Source organism: Streptomyces sp. NPDC001904 (assembly GCF_040297005.1).
Classification (GTDB): domain Bacteria; phylum Actinomycetota; class Actinomycetes; order Streptomycetales; family Streptomycetaceae; genus Streptomyces.
In genome coordinates, this window is sequence record NZ_JBEOYI010000009.1 from 77861 (window position 1) to 100326 (window position 22466).

General features: G+C 72.3%; 20 protein-coding genes. 4 read left to right on the forward strand and 16 right to left on the reverse strand.

All coding sequences use genetic code 11. The features are described from left to right. Positions 1 to 2: 2 nt before the first annotated feature. Positions 3 to 881: a winged helix-turn-helix transcriptional regulator gene (locus ABT127_RS17065; RefSeq protein WP_351450105.1), complete on the reverse strand. Its 879-nt coding sequence runs from the start codon at positions 879 to 881 to the stop codon at positions 3 to 5. A gap of 128 nt (positions 882 to 1009) precedes the next feature. Here ABT127_RS17065 and ABT127_RS17070 point away from each other — a divergent pair, with 128 nt between their 5' ends. Continuing rightward, on the forward strand, positions 1010 to 2269 hold the full coding sequence (locus ABT127_RS17070) for an MFS transporter (RefSeq protein ID WP_351450107.1): 1260 nt from the start codon (positions 1010 to 1012) through the stop codon (positions 2267 to 2269). A gap of 150 nt (positions 2270 to 2419) precedes the next feature. Here the strand turns inward: ABT127_RS17070 and ABT127_RS17075 are convergent, their stop codons facing one another. The 8 genes from ABT127_RS17075 to rimP all read right to left on the reverse strand — a co-directional run bounded on the left by ABT127_RS17075 (position 2420) and on the right by rimP (position 12294). Then, positions 2420 to 5050, reverse strand: a complete 2631-nt coding sequence (locus ABT127_RS17075) for a trypsin-like peptidase domain-containing protein (RefSeq protein WP_502971719.1) — start codon at positions 5048 to 5050, stop codon at positions 2420 to 2422. 265 nt (positions 5051 to 5315) lie between these two features. Then, complete coding sequence (truB, locus tag ABT127_RS17080) at positions 5316 to 6221, reverse strand: tRNA pseudouridine(55) synthase TruB (RefSeq protein ID WP_351450110.1); 906 nt, start codon at positions 6219 to 6221, stop codon at positions 5316 to 5318. A gap of 2 nt (positions 6222 to 6223) precedes the next feature. After that, positions 6224 to 6697 carry a 30S ribosome-binding factor RbfA gene (rbfA, locus tag ABT127_RS17085; RefSeq protein WP_351450113.1) on the reverse strand — a complete coding sequence of 158 codons (474 nt, stop codon included), beginning with the start codon at positions 6695 to 6697 and terminating at the stop codon, positions 6224 to 6226. A gap of 44 nt (positions 6698 to 6741) precedes the next feature. After that, positions 6742 to 7035 (reverse strand): DUF503 domain-containing protein, encoded by a 294-nt coding sequence (locus tag ABT127_RS17090; protein WP_111667322.1) that lies wholly within the window; start codon positions 7033 to 7035, stop codon positions 6742 to 6744. A 140-nt stretch (positions 7036 to 7175) separates the two neighbouring features. Next, positions 7176 to 10268, reverse strand: a complete 3093-nt coding sequence (gene infB, locus ABT127_RS17095; protein ID WP_351450116.1) for a translation initiation factor IF-2 — start codon at positions 10266 to 10268, stop codon at positions 7176 to 7178. A 146-nt stretch (positions 10269 to 10414) separates the two neighbouring features. Next, complete coding sequence (locus ABT127_RS17100; protein WP_351450118.1) at positions 10415 to 10693, reverse strand: YlxR family protein; 279 nt, start codon at positions 10691 to 10693, stop codon at positions 10415 to 10417. Between the two features lie 102 nt (positions 10694 to 10795). Beyond that, entirely contained in the window at positions 10796 to 11794 is a 999-nt protein-coding gene (gene nusA, locus ABT127_RS17105; RefSeq protein ID WP_351450121.1) for a transcription termination factor NusA, read from the reverse strand. A gap of 2 nt (positions 11795 to 11796) precedes the next feature. After that, positions 11797 to 12294 carry a ribosome maturation factor RimP gene (rimP, locus tag ABT127_RS17110; protein ID WP_351450124.1) on the reverse strand — a complete coding sequence of 166 codons (498 nt, stop codon included), beginning with the start codon at positions 12292 to 12294 and terminating at the stop codon, positions 11797 to 11799. Positions 12295 to 12467: 173 nt separating this feature from the next. Here rimP and ABT127_RS17115 point away from each other — a divergent pair, with 173 nt between their 5' ends. The 3 genes from ABT127_RS17115 to ABT127_RS17125 are packed head-to-tail and all read left to right on the forward strand — an operon-like array spanning position 12468 to position 14357. Next, positions 12468 to 12944 carry a hypothetical protein gene (locus tag ABT127_RS17115; RefSeq protein WP_351450127.1) on the forward strand — a complete coding sequence of 159 codons (477 nt, stop codon included), beginning with the start codon at positions 12468 to 12470 and terminating at the stop codon, positions 12942 to 12944. A gap of 8 nt (positions 12945 to 12952) precedes the next feature. After that, positions 12953 to 13426 (forward strand): ferritin-like domain-containing protein, encoded by a 474-nt coding sequence (locus tag ABT127_RS17120; protein WP_351450130.1) that lies wholly within the window; start codon positions 12953 to 12955, stop codon positions 13424 to 13426. 28 nt (positions 13427 to 13454) lie between these two features. Then, entirely contained in the window at positions 13455 to 14357 is a 903-nt protein-coding gene (locus ABT127_RS17125; protein ID WP_351450132.1) for an aminoglycoside phosphotransferase family protein, read from the forward strand. Between the two features lie 12 nt (positions 14358 to 14369). Here the strand turns inward: ABT127_RS17125 and ABT127_RS17130 are convergent, their stop codons facing one another. The 7 genes from ABT127_RS17130 to dxr form a co-directional block, all read right to left on the reverse strand. Continuing rightward, on the reverse strand, positions 14370 to 14858 hold the full coding sequence (locus ABT127_RS17130; RefSeq protein ID WP_351450135.1) for a GNAT family N-acetyltransferase: 489 nt from the start codon (positions 14856 to 14858) through the stop codon (positions 14370 to 14372). 163 nt (positions 14859 to 15021) lie between these two features. Beyond that, positions 15022 to 16728, reverse strand: a complete 1707-nt coding sequence (locus tag ABT127_RS17135) for a proline--tRNA ligase (RefSeq protein ID WP_351450137.1) — start codon at positions 16726 to 16728, stop codon at positions 15022 to 15024. Between the two features lie 78 nt (positions 16729 to 16806). Then, a complete protein-coding gene (locus tag ABT127_RS17140) occupies positions 16807 to 17373 on the reverse strand; it encodes a GNAT family N-acetyltransferase (protein WP_351450140.1) in 567 nt (188 codons plus the stop codon). A 43-nt stretch (positions 17374 to 17416) separates the two neighbouring features. Continuing rightward, positions 17417 to 18265 (reverse strand): GNAT family N-acetyltransferase, encoded by an 849-nt coding sequence (locus tag ABT127_RS17145; protein ID WP_351450143.1) that lies wholly within the window; start codon positions 18263 to 18265, stop codon positions 17417 to 17419. Between the two features lie 224 nt (positions 18266 to 18489). Further along, positions 18490 to 19647 (reverse strand): flavodoxin-dependent (E)-4-hydroxy-3-methylbut-2-enyl-diphosphate synthase, encoded by a 1158-nt coding sequence (gene ispG, locus ABT127_RS17150; RefSeq protein WP_351450146.1) that lies wholly within the window; start codon positions 19645 to 19647, stop codon positions 18490 to 18492. Between the two features lie 156 nt (positions 19648 to 19803). Next, positions 19804 to 21105 carry a M50 family metallopeptidase gene (locus ABT127_RS17155; RefSeq protein WP_351450149.1) on the reverse strand — a complete coding sequence of 434 codons (1302 nt, stop codon included), beginning with the start codon at positions 21103 to 21105 and terminating at the stop codon, positions 19804 to 19806. Beyond that, positions 21102 to 22388 (reverse strand): 1-deoxy-D-xylulose-5-phosphate reductoisomerase, encoded by a 1287-nt coding sequence (dxr, locus tag ABT127_RS17160; protein WP_351450152.1) that lies wholly within the window; start codon positions 22386 to 22388, stop codon positions 21102 to 21104. The genes ABT127_RS17155 and dxr overlap by 4 nt, the downstream gene beginning before the upstream one ends. Between the last annotated feature and the right edge of the window lie 78 nt (positions 22389 to 22466).

Consider the following 22466-nt stretch of genomic DNA (forward strand, 5'->3'; position numbering starts at 1 on the left):
GGTCACGCGGCCAGTGCGCGCGCCGCGGCCAGCGCCTCGCGCACCGCGTCCGGGATGTCGGTCACCGGGAAGCGCACGTGCCGCACCGTCCGGTCCCGGTCCACGACGAGGACGGCCCGCTTCAGGCGCAGCGCCTGACCGGCCCGGAAGACGGGCAGCCGCAGCGCGGCGGCGAGGCGCAGGTCGACGTCCGAGAGCAGGTCGAAGGGGATGCCCTCCTCGACGGCGAACATCCGCTGTTCGTCCGGGCGCTGGGTGCTCACGCCGCGCACCTCGGCGCCCGCGGCCCGGAAGTCGTCGTACGCGTCCCGGAACAGCCGGTTCTCCAGCGTGCAGCCGACGGTGCCGGGGATGTCGCCCCAGCCCTCCGGCAGCGGGCTCGGGCGGCCCGTCGCCGGGTAGCAGAACAGGACGGTGGCCGCGGCCCCGGAGACCGGGTCGAGGGGGGCGCCGTCGCGGTGCCGGGGCAGTTCGAGGTGCGGCAGCCGCTCCCCGGCGAGGGCCGACACGCGCCGCGCCTGCTCGCTCTCCTCGTCGGCGGTGCCGCTGAGCGAGCCGTCGCCGAAGACCCAGCGGTCCGCCCAGTCCTGCATGGACAGCAGGACGGGCAGCAGTCCCCGGCCGCTCGGGGTGAGCCGGTACTCGTGGCGGACGGGGCCGCTCTGGTAGGGGACCTTCTCCAGGATCTCGGCGTCCACCAGCTGTGCGAGGCGTTCGGTGAGGACCTTGCGGGAGATGCCCAGTTCTTCCTGGAGCGCGTCGAAGCGGTGGTGGCCGCGCGCCGTCTCGCGGATCAGGAGCAGGCTCCACCAGTCGCCGACCACGGACGCGGCCTGCGCGATCGCACAGGCCGCGTCCCGCTCGGGCACCGTCCTGACCATGGTTTCCCGCCTCTCTCCTGTGACGTTCCGTCGTCGCGACCATCTTGCGCCATCAGGTCAGTTTCAGATAGGAACTTACTCGAATCCAGTGAGTTCCCAAAAGAGACCCATGGAGGGCGTACCCGCACATGACCGAGACGCAGACGGTCCCGGACCTCGAACGAAGCAGCGCCGAGAAGGCCGAAGCACCACCGGGTGTCTTCTGGCGGTACTGGACGGCCGCCACGATCAGCGACGCGGGCACCGCCGTCACCGCGCTCGCCCTGCCGCTGATCGCCCTGACCGTGCTGGACGCCACGGCCTTCGAGTCCGCCCTGCTCGCCGCCGCGGGACAGGTGTCCTGGCTGCTGCTCAGCCTGCCCGCCGGGGTCGTCGCGCAGCGGGTGCCGCTGCGCCGCCTCCAGGTCGGGCTCGACCTCGTCCGGTTCGCCGCACTCGGCTCACTGCCGCTCGCGTGGTGGCTCGGCGCGCTGACGTACGCGCATCTGCTCGCCGCGGCGCTGGTCACGGGCGCGGCGACGGTCCTGTTCGACATCGGCAACTCGACGTTCCTGCCGGCCGTCGTACCGGCCCGGCAGCTCGCCGCCCGCAACAGCGTGGTGTCCGGGACGCACGCCGTCACCGAGACCGGCGGGCCCTCGCTCGGCGGGGTGCTGGTGAGCGCGGCGGGCCCGGTCGGCGCGCTCGTCGTGGACGCGGCCAGCTATCTGGCCTCGGCCGTGCTGCTGCGGACCCTGCCCGAACGCCGTCCCGCTCCCGGCACCGGCGAGAGCGCGTTGCGGCTGATGCGCGAGGGCTGGCGGTACGTGACCCGGCACCCGGTCATGCTGCCCTGCACGGTCTGGGCGACGGCCGCCAACTTCCTGAACGCGGCCCTGGTCGCCCTCACCCCGCTCTACCTGGTCCGCGAGGCCGGGCTGAACTCCGTGCAGCTCGGCCTGGTGCTCGCGGCGGACGGGGCCGGGGCGCTCGTCGGAGCCACCGTCGCGGTCCGGGTCACCCGGCGCCTGGGCACCGCGCGCGGGATCATCGCGGCCGATCTCACGGGCGGCGCGCTGCTGCTGCTCGCGCCGCTGACCACGTCCGCGGGGGACGCGTACTGGTTCGCCCTGGGCAACGCCGGGTTCGCCTTCGGCACCGTCATCGGCTCGATCACCACCCGCACCTACCGCCAGACGCAGTCGCCGCCCGAGCTGCTGTCCCGGGTGATGGCCACGGTGCGCTTCGTCTCCTGGGGCGCGCTGCCGCTCGGCGCGCTCGCCGCCGGTCTGCTGGCTACGTACGTGGGCACGCATGCGGCGCTGTGGACGGTGTGCGCGGCGGCGGTCCTCCCCGCGCTGTACCTGTACGCGTCCCCGGTGGGCCGCCGCCCCGACCTCGGCGGGTAGTGCGTCACGCGCGGCCCGGTGGCCGCTTCTCGCGCAGTTCCCCGCGCCTCTGGGGCGAGCGCCCGATGAGATGCCGCACGAAGTGCGCATCTCGGGGGCGCGGGGAACTGCGCGACCAGCCACGACGCGAGCCGCACCTGACGGACGGCCCTAAGAGCGCGGGGAACTGCGCGAGAAGCCCCGTCGCCCCGCAGCCGCCGGATCAGCACCCCCGGAGGGGCCCCGCAGAAGCAACGCAAGCGCCGCCCCGTGCAACGCACTGTCGGACGGCCGCGCGAGCAGCGCGAGAGCGGCCCGCCGCAAAGCCCCCCGATCACCCTCGACAACCACCCGCGGAGCGACCCGCAACCCGTACGCGACCGCCGCGACCCGCCGCTCGGGCCGCTCGTCGCGCGCCCACCGGTCGACGGCCCGGCACACGGCCGACGGCTCCTCGTCGGCGAGGGTGGCGAGCAGTTCGTCGGCACGCGGATGCCCGCAGTCCACCAGGGCCTCGACGAGCTCGTCGAGGGCCAGGTGCCGATGCGTGTGCAGCAGGGCCTGCGCGGCGGTCGCGACGGTGGCGTCCGGCAGCGCGGGCAGCACCCGGTCGTCGTCGAACCAGCGGGTCAACTGCCGCTGCACCCGCACCGGTTCGGCGGCGAGCCGGTCGGCGACGGCGTCCAGGTGCCGCTCCCCCGCGCCGGGCTCCGGATCGTGCACGACGAGCCGCCGCACCAGCTCGAACCGCACCTCGTCGGCAACGGGCAGCGCCCACCAGAACGCGGGCCCGAACACCCCGCGCCCGGCCAGGTCCTCCAGCACGGGCAGATGGACGGTGGCGTCGGGGACGCGCAGCAGCACCCCGCCGAGCAGATGCGCGGCCCACCAGGACGCCTCGGCGCGGTCGTCCGGGGCGGGCCCGCGCACGACCCGACCGGCCAACTCGCGCAGCCGTACGCCCAGTTCACCGGCGCCGCGCTCCCGCCCCACGAGCAGCAGCGCCCGCACCACGGGCCCCGCGCGATGTCTCGGCACCGGCACGGCCCCGTCGCCGTCCTGCCGCCGGAACACCAGAGCCGCGAGCGCCGCGTCGAGGTCCAGATGCATGCCCTGGATCCAGTCGGCGACCTCCTCGTGCGCGAACCGGTAGCCGGCCCCGGCCGGCACCAGCACCCCTTCCGCCAGGACGGCGGAGGCCCATCCGGCGACACCGTGCAGCACTCCCCACGGGAACAGTTCCTCGAAGGTCTCCCGGTCCAGGTCCCCCTGCCCGGGTCCCAGGCTGCGCCGCGCCGCCTCGTGCAGCCGCCCCGACACCCGGGCCGCCAGCCGCCGCACCCCGCTCCCCCGCACTCCCGCGGGCGCCGCGAGCCGCACCGCAACCCGCAGGCACATCAGGTCCAGATGGGCGGAGAAGATCTCGTCGCGGTCGGGGCATCCGGCCGGGCCGCCCTCCGGTACGGCGGCCCGCACCTCCCCGAGCAGCCGCAGCGCGAGCGGATGCCCGGCGTCGCGGTCCGCCAGCGCGCCCCGGGGGATCCCGAACCGCTCCCGCGCGAGCCGTGCCCGCTCCCCCGTCAGATCGTCCAGCCGCACGGACCCGTACAGCGCCCCCGCGCCGAACAGCGTCCCCGCCTGCTCCCAGTACTCCCCGCGGCACGCCACCACCAGCCGCACCCCGCACCGGGTGAGCCACCGCTCGGTACCGCGCGACCAGGCGGCGAGCCGGTGGGCGAGGACGGGATGCATCTCCTCGGGCCCGTCGAGCAGCAGCACCACGGGGCGCCCCGCGGCGCGGGCCGCCGTGGCGAAGCGCTCCGGCGAGAGAGCCCCCGGGGCGCCGTCCTCGCGGGACGCCGCCACGATCCGCTTCGCCCGGTCCAGGGCGCGCTCGACCGCGTCCGCGACGGAGGCGTCGTCGCCGCGCAGATCGGCGCCGCGCAGCCACACCGTGGGCGCGTCGGTCCGCCGCGCGGCGAGGCCGGCCAGCTCCGTCGTCCGTCCGCTCCCCGGGTCCCCCACGAGGGCGACGACGGGAGCGGTCCCGCGCTCGAACTCCGCCAGCGCACGCACCACTTCGGGCCGTTCGACCGGGTCGGGACCGCCGGCCGGTCCCGGCCCGTCGCTGCCCACGGAGACGGCGGCCAGCTGGAGCACGCCCGCCAGATTGAGGTCGGGGCCGTAGGCGGGCACCGTCGCCGCGTTGCGCGCGAGCAGCCCGGCGAGCGGACCGCACGGGTCGGCGGCGGCCGCCACGCGCAGCGGCACCGCGAACCCGGCCGCCGGGTGCCCGGCATCGAGGGCCGTACCGAGTACGGCGACGACCGCGCCGGTGCGGGCGTCGAGGACGGGCCCGCCCGCGGCGCCGCCACCCGGCCGCAGCGCGTCGGCCCCCGCCGTCCCGACCGCCAGCTCCAGGACGCTTCCGAGGACGTGGACGCGGTCGGCCGCCGGATAGCTCACCTCCGCGTGCCCGAGCACCCGGGCCTCGCGCCAGCCGCCCGCCGGGATCCTGACGTACGCCCCCGCCGTGGGCATCACGGACGCCGCCACGGGCACCGGCGCCATCCCGAGCCCCTCGGTCCGTACGAGCGCGAGATCGGCCTCCGGAAGCTCCACGACCGCCTCGGGGCCCACGACACACGTCCCCGAGCCGTCCGGCGCGTGCAGCACCACCCGGCCGAGGCCGTCCACCGCCTCATGACTGGTGACGACGGTGCCTCGGTCGTCCGCCGCGAACCCGGCTCCGCGCGGCCGTCCGGCCAGATCACAGATCCGTACCAGCGGCGGATCCACCATGCCCGCAACCTCCCGCCACGCCCCGTCCCGTCCGACGGTAGGCGCGCGGTGATCAGCCCGACAGGACACGGCCCGAACGCGCCCCCTTCCGCTCCCCCGCTTCACTCCGAGCGCCTGCTCGAAGGGGTGAAGTCGGCGGGACGGGCGGATACACCTTGGAGAGGGGGAACGTGGAGCGGCGGCCACCAAGCAGACCTGGCAACCGCCGCTCCACCGGAGAACCCGGCGGTGAATCAGCCGAAAAGGGGCTCAGCCGAAGACGGACTCAGCCGAAGACGGCGAGGCTCTTCGCCTTGCCCTTCGACTCCTCGATGAGGGCCACGAACCGGCCGTCCTGGTCGAACACCCCGACCGGCCCGGCGCCCGCGTACTCCCCGGGCACGTCGAGCCGCACACCGTTCAGCAGCAGCCCGGCGCGCCGGGCGTCGACGTCCCAGCGCGGGAAGGCGGCAGCGGCGGCCTCGGCCACCGGCATCACGGCGAAGGACTCCTGGAGCTGGTCGAGCGTCCTGGCCCGGTCCAGCTTGTACGGGCCGACGCGGGTGCGGCGCAGCGCGGTCAGGTGCCCGCCGACCCCGAGGCCGGCGCCCAGGTCACGGGCGAGCGCCCTGATGTACGTACCGGACGAGCAGACCACGGAGACCACGAGGTCGAGCACCGGGGTGCCGTCCTCGGCGACCGCGTCCCGGACGTCGTACACGGCGAACGAGGAGATCTTCACGGGCCGGGCCGGGATCTCGAAGTCCTCGCCGTCCCGCGCCCGCTTGTACGAACGTACGCCGTTGATCTTGATGGCGCTGACCTTGGACGGCACCTGCATGATGTCGCCGGTCAGCTTGGCGATGCCCGCGTCGACGGCGTCGCGCCGGACCCCGGAGGCGTCCGTGGACGAGATGATCTCGCCCTCCGCGTCGTCGGTGAGCGTGTTCTGCCCGAGCCGGATCGTGCCCAGGTACTCCTTCTCGGTCAGCGCGAGATGGCCGAGGAGCTTGGTGGCGCGCTCGATGCCGAGCACCAGGACACCCGTCGCCATCGGGTCGAGGGTGCCCGCGTGGCCGACGCGCCGGGTCTTGGCGATCCCGCGCATCTTGGCCACCACGTCGTGCGAGGTGAAGCCCGACGGCTTGTCGACAATGACCAGGCCGTCGGGCGGAGGGGTGCGGTCGGACATGCTCAGGCGTCGCCGTCCTTGTCGGCGGCGGCGCTGTCGGTGTCCGTGTCGTCGTCCTCGGGCTTCTTGTACGGGTCGGCGTCCCCGGCGAACGAGGCGCCCGCGGACGCCTCGCGCACCTGGGCGTCCGAGGACCGCGCCCGGTCGAGGAGGTCCTCGATCGTCTTGGCGTTGTCCGGCAGGGCGTCCGCGACGAAGGTCAGGGTCGGCGTGAACTTCACGCCGGCCGCCGCTCCGACCGCGGAGCGCAGGATGCCCTTGGCGCTCTCCAGACCGGCGGCCACCTCGGCCCGCTGCTCGTCGTCCCCGTACACCGTGTAGAAGACGGTCGCCTCCCGCAGGTCACCGGTGACGCGGGTGTCCGTGATGGTGACGTGGGTGCCGAGCCGCGGGTCCTTGATCCCGCGCTGCAGCTTCTGGGCCACCACCTCTCGGATGAGGTCCGCCAGCCTCTTGGCGCGCGCGTTGTCGGCCACTGGTCCGTCTCCTTTTAAGTGCTTACTTCTTGTTGCTTCAGGCTTCAGTCTTCGTCGCTGTGGAGCCTGCGTCGAACCGAGAGCAGTTCCACCTCCGGCCGCCCGGCGACGAGCCGCTCGCAGCGGTCCAGTACATCGGTGAGATGTCCCGTGTCCCCGGAGACCACCGCGAGGCCGATCTCGGCCCTGCGGTGGAGGTCCTGGTTCCCCGTCTCCGCCGCGCTCACTCCGTACTTGCGCTGGAGTTCGGCCACGATCGGTCGGACGAGGGAGCGTTTTTCCTTCAGCGAGTGGACGTCGCCGAGGAGCAGGTCGAAGGACAGAGTCCCCACGTACATAGGTGTTCCGGATGTCCCGCCGGTTCGGGTTCGTCGAGGTGCCGGTTCCGGACACCGTCACCGGAACCGTACACGCAACGGCCGGGGCCGATCGACGGAAATAAGTCCCGCCGATCGGCCCCGATCGCTTACCGCATCGGTCAGACGCGCGGCTTCTCGCGCATCTCGTACGTCGCGATGACGTCGTCGACCTTGATGTCGTTGAAGTTGCCGAGGTTGATACCGCCCTCGAACCCTTCGCGGATCTCGGTGACGTCGTCCTTGAAGCGACGCAGACCGGAGATGTTGAGGTTCTCCGCGATGACCTTGCCATCGCGCAGCAGGCGCGCCTTGGTGTTGCGCTTGACCTCTCCGGACCGGACCAGCACACCGGCGATGTTGCCCAGCTTGGACGACTTGAAGACCTCGCGGATCTCCGCCGTGCCCAGCTCGACCTCTTCGTACTCCGGCTTGAGCATGCCCTTGAGGGCCGCCTCGATCTCCTCGATGGCCTGGTAGATCACCGAGTAGTACCGGACGTCGACGCCCTCGCGCTCCGCCATCTGCTGCGCACGGCCGGCTGCCCGGACGTTGAAGCCGATGACGATGGCGTCGGAGCCGGTCGCCAGGTTGATGTCGGACTCGGTGACCGCACCCACACCGCGGTGCAGGACACGGATGTCGACCTCTTCACCGACGTCGAGCTGGAGCAGCGAGGACTCGAGAGCCTCCACCGAACCGGACGCGTCGCCCTTGATGATGAGGTTGAGCTCCTGCACCAGACCGGCCTTGAGGGCCTCGTCCAGGTTCTCCAGGGAGAACCGGACGCCGCGGCGCGCGAAGTTGGCGTTGCGCTCGCGAGCGGCACGCTTCTCGGCGATCTGACGGGCCGTACGGTCCTCGTCGACCACCAGGAAGTTGTCGCCGGCACCCGGGACGTTGGTGAGACCGAGCACGAGGACGGGGGTCGAGGGACCCGCTTCCTCGACGTTGTTGCCGCTGTCGTCGAGCATCGCCCGGACACGGCCGTACGCGTCGCCGACCACCATCGTGTCGCCGATGCGCAGCGTGCCGCGCTGGACCAGGACCGTCGAGACGGCACCGCGGCCCTTGTCGAGGTGCGACTCGATCGCAATACCCTGCGCGTCCTGCTCCGGGTTGGCCCGCAGGTCGAGCGAGGCGTCCGCGGTCAGGACCACGGCCTCGAGCAGGGAGTCGATGTTCAGACCCTGCTTGGCGGAGATGTCGACGAACATGGTGTCGCCGCCGTACTCCTCGGCCACCAGGCCGTACTCGGTCAGCTGACCGCGCACCTTGGTCGGGTCGGCACCCTCGACGTCGATCTTGTTGACCGCGACGACGATCGGGACCTCGGCGGCCTTGGCGTGGTTGAGCGCCTCGACCGTCTGCGGCATGACACCGTCGTTGGCCGCGACCACGAGGATCGCGATGTCGGTCGACTTCGCACCACGGGCACGCATGGCGGTGAAGGCCTCGTGACCCGGGGTGTCGATGAAGGTGATCTTGCGGTCTTCGTCGTTGACCTCGGTCGTGACCTGGTACGCACCGATGTGCTGCGTGATGCCGCCGGCCTCACCCGCGATGACGTTCGTCTTGCGGATGGTGTCGAGCAGGCGGGTCTTACCGTGGTCGACGTGACCCATGACGGTGACGACCGGCGGACGCGAGACGAGCATGTCCTCGCCGCCCTCGTCCTCGCCGAACTCGATGTCGAAGGACTCGAGCAGCTCGCGGTCCTCCTCCTCGGGGCTGACGATCTCGAGGATGTAGTTCATCTCGTCCGCGAGAAGCTTCAGCGTCTCGTCGGAGACGGACTGCGTGGCAGTGACCATCTCGCCGAGGTTCATCATCACGGCGACGAGCGAGGCCGGGTTGGCGCCGATCTTCTCCGCGAAGTCGGTCAGCGACGCACCGCGCGACAGACGGACGGACTGTCCGTTGCCGCGAGGCAGCATGACACCGCCCACCGACGGGGCCTGCATGGCCTCGTACTCCTGGCGCCTCTGCCGCTTCGACTTGCGGCCACGACGGGCGGGCCCGCCGGGACGGCCGAACGCACCCTGCGTGCCACCACGGCCACCCGGACCGCCGGGACGACCGCCGAAGCCGGGACGGCCACCGCCGCCACCGGGACGACCGGCGAAACCGCCGCCACCGCCACCGGGACCACCGGGACGGCCGGCGAAACCGCCGCCACCGCCGCCGCCACCGGGACGACCGGCGAAGCCGGGACGACCGCCGCCGCCACCGCCGGGACGACCGCCGCCACCGGGACCACGGCCACCGCCGGGGCCACCACCGGGACGCGGGCCGGCAGCGGGACGCTGCGGCATCATGCCCGGGTTCGGACGGTTGCCGCCGCCGGGACGGGGACCGCCCGCACCGGCACCGGCCGCGCCGCCCTGCGGGCGAGGCATGCCGCCCGGGGTCGGACGGGCGCCGCCCTGACCCTGGGGACGGGGACCACCCTGGCCGCCGCCCTGCGGGCGGGGGCCACCCGGGGCACCCTGGCCGCCGGGACGCGGGGCGCCGCCCGGACGGGGCGCCTGCGGGCGCGCCATGCCGGTGGAGCCACCAGAGGTGAAGGGGTTGTTGCCCGGACGGGGACCCGCGGGACGGGCACCACCGGGACGCGCGCCCTGGCCACCGGGGCGCGGGGCGCCCTGACGGTCGCCACGGCCCTGACCACGGTCACCGCGGTCCTGCTGACCGGGGGCCGGACGGCCACCGGGCTTCGGGGCGCCCGGACGGGCACCCTGGCCGGCGGGACGCGGGCCGGCCGGCGCCGGGGCCGACGAGGCGGCCGGGGCGGCGGGCGGCGCCGTGAACTCGGGCGCTGCCGGGGCCGGAGAAGCGGGCTTGGGAGCCGGCTTCGGACCCGGGGTAGGCCGCGGGCCCGGCGCCGCGGGGGCGGGGGTCGCGGCGGGCTTCTCCGCGGCGGCGGGCTTCGGCGCAGCCGGGCCCGGACGCGGAGCGGCAGGCTTGGAGGCCTGCGCGGGGGAAGGGGTGGGACGCGGCGCCGCGGGCTTCGCGGGCGCGGCCTTCTTCGACGCGGGCTTGCCCGCGCCGTTGGTGCCCTGGTTCAGGGCGTCAGTCAACTTGCGCACAACCGGCGCCTCGATCGTCGAGGACGCCGAACGTACGAATTCACCGAGTTCTTGGAGCTTGGCCATGACGACCTTGCTCTCCACACCGAACTCCTTGGCGAGTTCGTATACCCGGACCTTAGCCACTTCGCTCCTTTTAGGTCCGGGTTACGCCGGACCGTCGCTACTTCATGGGCGTACTCATCGCGTACTCATCGAGTGCTCATCGCAATCTCGACCTACTTCCAACTCGCGAGGTACCAGGGCCGCACGGGGGTTCCGTGCGGCGCTTCTTACGGTGTTGCCTGCTCGACGCGGTGGCGAAGGGCCGCCGTGTCGAACGGACCAGGGGACTTGAACGCCCGCTGGAACGCCCGGCGGCGGACCGCCTGGTCGAGACAGATCTCGGCGGGATGCACATAAGCACCCCGGCCGGGCAGCGTACCGCGATCATCGGGGACACATTCACCCTCGACGATCACGATCCGCAGCAGATCGCTCTTGGCCGCTCGCTCCCGGCATCCCACGCAGGTTCGCTCAGGGCAGGCGCGGGCTTGCGTCCGGCCAGACACGCTTAAGTCTACCTCCCCGCAGCGACCTCACCCCTTTGGGGGAAGAATCGAACGGCCGTCTACGTCACATTCTGTCGTGATCCAAGCGCACAGCGCCCGGAATTATTCCCCGGCGTCGGAGCCGGGCTGCTCGGTGTCCGGACGGATGTCGATCCGCCAGCCGGTCAGCCGGGCGGCCAGGCGGGCGTTCTGCCCCTCCTTGCCGATGGCCAGCGACAGCTGGTAGTCCGGCACCGTGACCCGGGCCGAGCGGGCGCCCATGTCGACGACCTCGACCTTGGAGACGCGCGCCGGGGACAGGGCGTTGGCCACCATCTCCGCCGGGTCGTCCGACCAGTCGACGATGTCGATCTTCTCGCCGTTCAGCTCGCCCATCACGTTGCGCACGCGCCCGCCCATGGGACCGATGCACGCGCCCTTGGCGTTGAGTCCGCTCCGGGTGGAGCGCACGGCGATCTTCGTGCGGTGGCCGGCCTCGCGGGCGATGGCGGTGATCTCCACCGAGCCGTCGGCGATCTCCGGGACCTCGAGCGCGAAGAGCTTCTTCACGAGGTTCGGGTGCGTGCGCGACAGCGTCACCGACGGACCGCGCACGCCCTTGGCGACGCGGACGACGTAACTGCGCAGCCGCAGCCCGTGCGGGTACTCCTCGCCCGGCACCTGCTCCTGCACCGGCAGGATCGCTTCCAGCTTGCCGATGTCGACCAGCACGTTCTTCGGGTCGCGGCCCTGCTGGACCTGGCCCATGACGATGTCGCCCTCGCGGCCGGCGTACTCGCCGAGCGTCGCGTCGTCCTCGGCGTCGCGCAGCCGCTGCAGGATGACCTGCTTGGCGGTGGTGGCGGCGATCCGGCCGAAGTCGGAGGGGGTGTCGTCGAACTCCTTGGCCTCCTGGCCCTCTTCGAGGTCCGCCGGGTCCTCCGTCGCCCACACCGTGACGTGGCCGCTCTCGCGGTCCAGCTTCACGCGCGCCCGGCGGAAACTGCCTTCGGTGCGGTGGTAGGCGATGAGGAGGGCCGATTCGATCGCCTCGACCAGCAGATCGAAGGAGATCTCCTTCTCCCGGACCAGACCCCGCAGGGCACTCATGTCGATGTCCACGGCTACGCCTCCTCTTCGTTCTTGTCCTTGCGGTTGAACTCGACCTGCACGCGCGCCTTGGCGATGTCGGCGAGGTCGAGTCGTCGGGCGGTGGGCTTGCGGCCCTTCACACCCGGTACTTCCAGGTCGAGACCCTCGTCGTCGACCTTGAGAATGCGGGCCACCAGCTCGGCGCCGTCGTTCAGCGTGAACTTCACGAGGCGGTCCGTGGCGCGGACGTAGTGGCGGTGCTCGGTCAGCGGGCGCTCGGCGCCCGGCGTCCCGACCTCCAGCTCGTACTCGCCGTCGCCCATGGCGTCCGTCTCGTCGAGCTTCGCCGAGAGCGCGCGGCTCACATCGGCGATCGCGTCCAGGTCGGCGCCCTCGTCCGAGTCGACGACGACACGCAGCACACGCTTGCGTCCCACCGAGGCCACCTCGACCTCTTCGAGGTCGAGTCCCTGAGAGCTGACGAGCGGTTCCAGTAGCTCCCGCAGCCTCTCGTTCTGGGTCGTGCTCATCCGGGTGACTCCTCGGCCGCGTGTGCTGTTGTGGTTGCTGACATTCCCTGCGCGTCAGGTCAAAGGGTATCCGGTCCAGGGGGGTGTTGCCGTCCACCGGAGGGGGGCCGACTGTACGGTGATCACCGGTCACTCCCCGTTCCCCGCCCGCTCCTGCCTCAAGGACGTCCGCCGTGCCGCTCACCACTCGTAGGAGTCTGCTGGTCTCGCTGGCCGGCGCCGCGCTGCTCTCCGGGTGCTCGGACGGCGGCGGTGACGGCGGCGGCGCCGAGGGGGCGCCCGCCGTCTCACGGGAGAAGCGGCTGCGCGCGAAGGCGGCCCGCGAGAGCGCCGACCTGCTCGGACAGTACGACCGGGCGCTCGCCGCGCAGCCGTCGCTGGCCGCCCGGCTCGCACCGCTGCGCGACGAGGTCGCCCGGCACGTGCAGGCGTTCGGCGGGGCGTCCCGGCCGAGTTCGGCGAGCAGCGCCTCGACGCCGCCGGTCGCCGAGAAGGACGTGCTGAGGGCGCTGGCGGCGGCGGAGCGGGAGCTGGCCGACCGCCGGATGAAGGCGCTGGCCGAGCCGGACACCCCGGCGGAGCAGGCGCGGCTGCTCGCGTCGGTGGCGGCGGCCGGTGCCGGGCACGCGTATCTGCTGGGTGAGGGGTGAGGATCGCGATGACCGATCAGGATCTGCTGGCCGCCGTGCAGGCGGCGCTGCGTGCCGAACACGCGGCCGTGTACGGGTACGGGGTGGTCGGCGGCCGGATCCGCGCGGGCCGCGGCGACGAGGCGAAGTCCGCGTACGACGCCCATCGCGCCCGGCGCGACGAGCTGCGCCGCACGGTGCGTGAGCTGGGCGGCGCCCCCGAGGAGTCGGCGGGCGCGTACGCGCTGCCGTTCCCGGTGCCGGACTCGGCCGCGGCGGCCCGGCTGGCGGCCGACATCGAGGACAAGGTCGCCGGGGTCTACTCGGACCTCGTCCGGGCCGCGAGCGGCGCGCGGCGGCGTGCGGCGGCCGACGCACTGCGGGAGGCGGCGGTCCGTGCGGTGCGCTGGCGCGGCAGCAGCGTAGCCTTCCCTGGGCTCACCGAACGGGCCGCGGCGCCTTCGGCGTCCGCCTCCGGTTCCACGGCGACGCCCGGCACCTGAGGAGTCTTCGGAAGGGAATCACGCGCGTATGGCTTTCGAACCGCCGCAGCGGCTGGTGAACGCGCTCGGCGAGGTGCGCGACGACGGGGCGTCCGCGTGGCTCGCCGATCTGGGCGCGCTGCTCGACGAGGCGGCGGCCCGCCGCGCGGTGACCGTGGAGCGGGTGCACGTGCCCGGCGGACGCAGCAGCCTGGTCGCCCAGGTGCGCACCGCGCAGGGCGAACCCGCGATCCTGAAGCTGGCGCCGGAGCGGTTCCGGCCGGAGGCGGAGCGGGCGGCGCTGACGCACTGGAACGGGTTCGGCGCGGTACGGCTGCTCGACGCCGGGCCGAACGACGGCGCGCTGCTGCTGGAGCGGCTGCACCCGGAGGTCTCCGTGCGGACGCTGCCGGAGGCGAAGGCGCTCCTGGAGGCGGCGGGCACGCTGCGGCGGCTGTGGGTGGACCCGCCGGCCGGGCGCAACTGCGAGACGGTGCCCGAGCGCACGGGCCGTCAGGCGACGGCGATGCGTGCGTCCGTGGACGCCTTCCCCGAGGTGGCGCCCCTCGTGGACGCGGCGCTCGCGGCGCGGGACGAGCTGGTGGCCTCCGCCCCCGAACTGCGGCTGCTGCACGGCACGTTCCGGCAGTCCAAAGTGCTGTCCGGGGAGCGCACGCCGTGGCTGGCGGTCGGTCCCGACCCGGTGGTCGGCGAGTGCGCCTTCGATCTGGCGCGGCTGGTGCGCGACCGGGTGGAGGACCTGATCGGCTCGCCGTCGGGGCCCGCGATCACCCGGCGCCGGGTGAAGAAGCTCGCCGAGTCGCTGGACGTGGAGCAGGAGCGGCTGCGCGGCTGGACACTGTTCCGTGCGGTGGAGTCCGGGGTGCGGGCGCTGCGCGTGGGGCGCGAGCGGGACGCCGAGAACCTGCTCGAATTCGCCGGCTGGCTCTGAGCGTTCAGGCAGTCAGGCGGTCAGGTCCCGGACGTAGGTGATGCCGGGGCCGCCCATCTTCAGGAGGCGTTCGCCGGCCCGGCGGAAGCCGGTGCGGGTGAGCACCGTGCGGGAGGCGTGGTTGGCCTCGGCCGCGGCGGCGGTGAGCCGGTTCAGGCCGTAGTCGGCGACGGCCACCTCGAACAGGCGGCGGACGGCGGCGGTGGCCAGGCCTTGCCCGGTGGCCTTCTCTGCGACGCGGAAGCCCAGTTCGGCGCTGCCGTCGGCCGGGTCGTAGAGGTTGAAGCGGCCGAGGATCTCGCCGTCGTCACCGGTCAGCACATGGCACTGCATCGTGCCGGCGTCCTGCTCGGCGAGGAGGGCGGCGTGCCGTTCGGCGAAGTCGCGGAAGTAGGCGTCGCCGCGGTCGGGAACATGAGCGGCGAAGAACTCACGGTTCTCGCGCTCGAAAGCGAGGACGGCCGCCGCGTGTTCCGGGGCCAGGCGCTGCAGTTCGGGCATGGTCGTCACGATAGTGCGGGCCGGTGGGGGCTGGCCGCGCAGTTCCCCGCGCCCCTGAGGCATGCGCTGCGCGCAGCCTCCCCTGAGCGAGCGAAGCTCGCTTCCAGGGGCGCGGGGAACTGCGCGGCCAGCCCCCACCGGCCGTCAGACGAAAGCGGAGCGCCTACTTGGAGGCGGTGAGGCGGGCCACGGCCTCCTCGACCGAGAGCTCCTCGCGCTCGCCGGTGCGGCGGTCCTTCAGCTCGAGGACACGGTCACCGCTGCGGCGGCCCGCGACCAGGATCTTCGGGACGCCGATCAGCTCGGAGTCGGTGAACTTCACGCCGGGCGAGATGCCCGGGCGGTCGTCGACCAGGACGCGGACGCCGGCCTCGGCAAGGAGGTCCGAGACCTCCAGGGCCAGCTCGGTCTGGAGCGCCTTGCCCGCGGCGACCACGTGCACGTCGGCGGGGGCGATCTCCTCGGGCCAGACCAGGCCCTTGTCGTCGGCGTGCTGCTCGGCGAGGGCGGCGACGGCGCGGGAGACGCCGATGCCGTAACTGCCCATGGTCACGCGGACCGGCTTGCCGTTCTGGCCGAGCACGTCGAGCTGGAAGGCGTCGGCGTACTTGCGGCCGAGCTGGAAGATGTGGCCGATCTCGATGGCGCGGTCCAGCTTCAGGCCCGTACCGCAGGCGGGGCAGGGGTCGCCCTCCTGGACCACGACGACGTCGACGTACGCGTCGACGTCGAAGTCGCGGCCCGCGACGACGTTCTTCGCGTGCACGCCGGTCTTGTTGGCGCCGGTGATCCAGGCGGTGCCGGGGGCGACGCGCGGGTCGGCGATGTACTGGACCTTCTCCAGGCCCTGCGGGCCGACGTAGCCGCGGACCAGGTCGTCACGGCCCTCGAAGTCCTCGGCGGTGACCAGCTCGACGGCGGCCGGGGCGAAGTGCGCCTCGACCTTGTCCAGGTCGACCTCGCGGTCGCCGGGAACGCCGACGGCGACGATCTCGCCGTCGACCTTCACGAGGAGGTTCTTCAGGGTCTCGGACGCCTGGACGCCCAGGTGCGCGGCGAGCGTCTCGATGGTGGGGGTGTCGGGCGTGGGGATCTCTTCGAGGGCCGCGGCGCCGGTGGCGTCGACCGCCTTCAGCGCGAACGAGACGGCTTCGGTGTTGGCCGCGTAGTCGCAGTTCGGGCAGTCGGCGAAGGTGTCCTCACCGGCCGCGGCCGGAGCCAGGAACTCCTCGGACTTCGAGCCGCCCATGGCGCCGGCGGTGGCGGCGCAGATGCGGTGGTCGAGGCCGAGGCGCTGGAAGATCTTCTGGTAGGCGGCGCGGTGCAGCGCGTAGGAGTGGGCGAGGCCCTCGTCCTCCAGGTCGAAGGAGTACGAGTCCTTCATCAGGAACTCGCGGCCGCGCAGGATGCCGGCGCGGGGGCGGGCCTCGTCGCGGTACTTCGACTGGATCTGGTAGAGGATCACGGGCAGGTCCTTGTAGGACGTGCACTGGTCCTTGACCAGGAGGGTGAAGATCTCCTCGTGGGTCGGGCCGAGGAGGTAGTCGCCGCCCTTGCGGTCGTTCAGGCGGAACAGCTCGGCGCCGTACTCGGTCCAGCGGCCGGTCGCCTCGTAGGGCTCCTTGGGCAGCAGGGCGGGGAGGGTGACCTCCTGGGCGCCGATGGCGTCCATCTCCTCGCGCACCACGCGCTCGACGTTGGCGAGGACCTTCTTGCCGAGCGGCAGCCAGGACCAGATTCCGGCGGCGGTGCGACGCACGTACCCGGCGCGCACGAGGAGCTTGTGGCTCAGCACCTCGGCGTCCGCCGGGTCGTCGCGCAGGGTCTTCACCATCAACCGGGACATGCGCTGGACCTGGGCCTTGGCCATGATTCTTGACTCCTGCTGGAAAAGGGTGGTCCCAGGAGGTTAGCCGTGCGGGCCCGGCGGCCGGAAATCGGTTGCCGGTCAGGGACGGTGACGCAGCAGCGGAAGCGGGGCGCCCATCACGGCGTACGGCTTCGGGGCGCTCGGGAAGAGCACCTGCTGGGCCAGGTCGGCGTAGCCGAGGGAGCGGTACAGACCGCGTGCGGGGCTCTCGTGGTCGATCGCGGAGAGGATCGAGCGGGGCTGGTACGCGGTGTCGGTGATCGTCGTGATCAGGGTGCGGCCGATGCCGCGGTTCTGGTAACCGGGGTGGACGTGCAGCTCCGTGATGACGAAGGAGTCGTCGAGCCAGTGGTCGGTGCCGCGCGAGCGCAGGTACGGCTCGACGACCGTGGACCACCAGTGGGTGCGGTCGTTCGGCATGCCGTACACGAAGCCGACGAGGCGGCCGGTCTCGGTGGTGGCGCCTAGGGCGCGGGCTCCCGGGTAGGTGATGTGACGCAGCACAATCTGGCGGCGGACCGCGATCTCGTCGTCGCTGAGGCCGAAGGCATGGGCCTGGACCGCGAGGGCCTCGTCCACGCGAGTGCGCAGGTCGAGGGGGCCGATGGTGACGGAGGGCTCGTCCGTGCTGCTGCGGTGCGGCATGCCCCGGAGAGTACCCCGGGGCGGGCGGGTGAGGGGGCGGGCGCTAGAACAGCACGCTCATGAAGGCGCCGACTTCCTCGAAGCCGACCCTGCGGTAGGCCGCGCGTGCCGGGGTGTTGAAGTCGTTGACGTAGAGGCTGACGATCGGGGCCACGTCCGCGAGGGCGTAGCGGACCACGGCTGCCATGCCGGGGGCGGCGAGGCCCTTGCCGCGGTGCTCGGGCGCCACCCAGACGCCCTGGATCTGGCAGGCCTCCGGGGTCGCGGCGCCGATCTCCGCCTTGAAGATCACCTTGCCGTGCTCGTCGAGGCGGGCGAAGGAGCGGCCCGAGCCGACCAGTTCGGCGACCCGCGCCTGGTAGAGCAGGCCGCCGTCGCCCGCCAGCGGGGAGACGCCGACCTCCTCGGTGAACATCGCCACGCACGCCGGCATGATCGTTTCCATCTCGTCCTTGCGGATGCGGCGGACGTAGGGGTCGGGCTCGACGTGGGCCGGCAGCCGGTCGGTGACCATCAGGGGCTGGTGCGCGCGGACCTCGCGGGCCGGGCCCCAGGAGGGTTCGAGAAGCTGCCACAGGCGGGCCGTGGGCTCGGCCGGGCCGACGATGGAGGAGCAGCGGCGGCCGGCTCTGCGGGCGCGGTCGGCGAAGCCTCTGACGGCTCGGTCGGTGGCGCAGATGGGCACGAGGTTGGCGCCCGCGTAGCACAGGGACCGGAGCATGCCGTCCTCGTACCAGCCCCACATCTCGCCGCCGAGCCGCCACGGGTCGAGGCCCGCGATGCGGACGCGGGCCGTCACGAAGGCGTTCACGACCGGCTCGCGGTCGAGGACGGCGAGCGCGGCGTCGAGGTCACTCGGTTCGAGGACCCGGGTGGTGGTCTGAGTCAACACGTGCGGGGCCTTTTGGCGGGGAGGGCTGATCTCCGCACTGTACCTGGCGGTGGCAGCGGGTGTACTGGGGCTGCCTTCGGCCGCCCTCCGCCGGGGCGTCTGCCGGGTGGGGGTTCGTCGGCGGCTGCCGGCCGGTGGCCTCTTCCCGCGCAGTTCCCCGCGCCCCTGAAGCGAGCTTCGCTCGCCCAGGGGAGGCGCGCGGAACAATCAGGCCGGACCCTGAATCAGCCGGCGATCGCGACGGACGGCTCGCCGGAAGGCACCCCGTCCTTCTCCATCTGCTCGGCGATCTTGAGGGCTTCCTCGATGAGGGTCTCCACGATCTTCGACTCGGGGACGGTCTTGATGACCTCGCCCTTGACGAAGATCTGGCCCTTGCCGTTGCCGGAGGCGACACCGAGGTCGGCCTCGCGGGCCTCGCCCGGGCCGTTCACGACGCAGCCCATGACGGCGACGCGCAGCGGCACCTCCATGCCGTCGAGACCGGCGGTGACCTCCTCGGCGAGCTTGTAGACGTCGACCTGGGCGCGCCCGCAGGACGGGCAGGAGACGATCTCCAGGCGGCGGGGCTTGAGGTTCAGCGACTCCAGGATCTGGTTGCCCACCTTGATCTCCTCGACCGGCGGGGCCGAGAGGGAGACGCGGATGGTGTCGCCGATGCCCTCGGAGAGCAACGCGCCGAAGGCGACGGCCGACTTGATCGTGCCCTGGAAGGCGGGCCCGGCCTCGGTGACGCCGAGGTGCAGCGGGTAGTCGCACTTCTCGGCGAGCAGCCGGTACGCGTTGACCATGACCACCGGGTCGTTGTGCTTGACCGAGATCTTGATCTCGCGGAAGTCGTGCTCCTCGAAGAGCGACGCCTCCCACAGAGCCGACTCGACGAGCGCCTCGGGGGTCGCCTTGCCGTACTTCTGGAGCAGGCGGCGGTCGAGCGAGCCCGCGTTCACCCCGATGCGGATCGGGGTGCCGTGGTCCTTCGCCGCCTTGGCGATCTCCTTGACCTTGTCGTCGAACTGCTTGATGTTGCCCGGGTTGACGCGGACCGCGGCGCAGCCGGCCTCGATGGCCGCGAAGACGTACTTGGGCTGGAAGTGGATGTCGGCGATCACCGGGATCTGCGACTTCTTCGCGATGATCGGCAGCGCGTCGGCGTCGTCCTGCGTGGGGCAGGCCACACGCACGATCTGGCAGCCGGACGCGGTCAGCTCGGCGATCTGCTGGAGCGTGGCGCCGATGTCGGACGTCCGCGTGGTCGTCATCGACTGCACGGAGACCGGGGCGTCGCCGCCCACGGCGACCGTGCCGACCTGGATCTGCCGGCTCTTGCGCCGCTCGGCGAGCTTGGTCGGTACGTCCGGCATGCCGAGAGAAATCGCAGTCATCTGCTGTGCAACCCCAAGGTGTGGATCGAGGATCGAGTCCAGAGGCTTCCGAGATTACGTCACCGGTGCACGGCCGAGCACATCGCGCCCTGCCGCACCACCCGAAGGTGGGCGGCCGGGCACCCAGGGTGCCCGGCCGCCCCGAACATCACGCGATCAGGAGATTTTCACCGGGTTAACGACGTCGGCGATCAGCACCAGGATCGTGAAACAGACGAAGATTCCCGCGACGACGTAGGCCACCGGCATGAGTTTCGCGACATCGAACGGGCCCGGGTCGGGACGCCGGAACACCCGCGCGACGTTGCGCCGCAGTGCCTCCCAGAGCGCGCCCGCGATGTGTCCGCCGTCCAGCGGCAGCAGCGGGAGCATGTTGAAGAGGAACAGGGACAGGTTGAAGCCGGCCACCAGCATCAGGAACATGGCCAGCTGCTGGGTCGCCGGGATGTCGATGGTGAAGATCTCACCGCCGACCCGGGCCGCGCCGACCACGCCCATCGGGGAGTCCGCCTCGCGCGGGCCGTCGCCGAACGCGGCGTCCCAGAGTGCGGGGATCTTCGCGGGCAGCGCGACGATGGAGTCGACGGCGTCGCCGACCCGGTCGGTCATCCAGGACACCGAGTCGCCGAAGTCCTGGTGGACGACGCCGGTGGCGGCGGTGAAGCCGAGGAACCCGGCCTTCACGTAGCCGTCGGTGATCTGGCCGCTGGAGTCCTTCTTCGCCACCTGGTTGGTGGCGATCTTCGCGGTCAGGGTCTTCCGCTGCCCGTCGCGCTCGACGACGATCGGGACGGTCTTGCCCGCGCTCTCGCGGATCTCGTCGGACAGCGTGTTCCACTTGTCCGTCGCGATCCCGTTGAACGAGACGATCTTGTCCTTCGCCTGGAGTCCCGCCGCCTTCGCCGGGGACGCCGGGTCGGACGCCTTGCAGGTGTCACGTTCGGCGCTGGCCTTGATGACGCAGGCGGAGACCGACGAGACCACGTTCGTCTGCTGGGTGACGCCGAAGCCCATCAGGACCGTGAAGAAGAGTCCGACCGCCAGGATCAGGTTCATGAACGGGCCCGCGAACATCACGATCACCCTCTTCCACGGCTTGCGCGTGTAGAAGAGCCGGGTCTCGTCGCCGGGCTGCAGTTCCTCGAAGGCCGCCGCCCGCGCGTCCTCCACCATCGACCGGAAGGGTGAGGTGGAGCGGGCCTCGATCTTGCCGTCCGGGCCGGGCGGGAACATGCCGATCATCCGGATGTAGCCGCCGAGCGGGATCGCCTTGACGCCGTACTCGGTGTCGCCCTTCTTCCGCGAGAAGAGGGTGGGGCCGAAGCCGACCATGTACTGCGGCACGCGGATGCCGAAGAGCTTCGCCGTCGACAGGTGGCCCAGCTCGTGCCACGCGATGGAGACGAGCAGACCCACCACGAAGATGACTATGCCGAGGATCATCATCAAGGTCGTCATGCACGAGCCTCCGCGGCCGTCTTGTCCGTCAGCGTCAGTTCACGGGCCCGGGCGCGTGCCCAGGTCTCCGCTTCGAGGACGTCCGCGACGGTGAGCGAAGTTCCCGTTTCCGGTGTGCCGTGTTCCTCGACGACCTTCGTCACCGTGTCCATGATCCCGTTGAACGGCAGGGCGCCCTTCAGGAACGCGTCCACGCACTCCTCATTGGCGGCATTGAACACCGCCGGGGCCGTCCCCGCGAGCTCCCCCACGTGCCGGGCGAGCCCCACCGACGGAAACGCGTCGTTGTCGAGCGGGAAGAACTCCCAGGTGGAGGCCTTGGTCCAGTCGAAGGCGGGGGCCGCGTCGGGGATCCGCTCGGGCCAGCCGATGCCGACGGCGATCGGACCGCGCATGTCGGGCGGGGTGGCCTGGGCGAGCGTGGAGCCGTCGGTGAACTCGACCATGGAGTGCACGTAGGACTGGGGGTGGACGACGACCTCGATGCGGTCGAACGGAATGTCGTAGAGCAGGTGTGCCTCGATGACCTCCAGCCCCTTGTTGACCAGGGTCGCCGAGTTGACGGTGATGACCGGGCCCATCGCCCAGGTGGGGTGCGCGAGGGCGTCCTCGACGGTGACCTGCTCCAGATCGGCCCGGGTGCGGCCGCGGAACGGGCCGCCCGACGCCGTCACGACCAGCTTGCGCACGTCGGCGCGGGTCCCCGCGGCGACCGCCTGGAAGAGCGCCGCGTGCTCCGAGTCGACCGGGATGATCTGGCCGGGCTTCGCGATGTTCTTGACCAGCGGGCCGCCGACGATCAGCGACTCCTTGTTGGCCAGGGCGAGGGTGCGGCCCGCTCCGAGTGCGGCGAGCGTCGGGGCCAGGCCGATGGAGCCGGTGATGCCGTTGAGCACGGTGTGGCAGTCGCCGCGGCCCGCGATCTCGGTGGCGGCGTCGGGGCCGGCCAGGATCTCCGGCAGCGGCTCGCCGGCGCCGTACTGGGCGGCCAGGGCCTCGCGCAGCGCCGGCACGGCGTCCTCGCGGGCCACGGCGACCGTGCGCACGCCCAGGCGGCGGGCCTGTTCGGCGAGGAGTTCGACCCTGCCGCCCGCCGCGCTCAGGGCGGTGACGCGGAAACGGTCCGGGTTGCGCAGGACCAGGTCGATGGCCTGGGTGCCGATCGAGCCCGTCGAGCCCAGGACGGCGATGTCCCGCGGGGTGTCGGTGGGGGCCGGATCGAAGACGAGGTGGGGGTCCGCGAGCGGGGACGGGCTGACGGAGCTGTCGGGGCTGTCGGTCATTGCCCCATTCTTGCGCGCGCGGGCCGCGCGGCCGACAGGGTGCCCCGGCAGTTCGTCCTCAAGGGGTCGTCGAGCGCA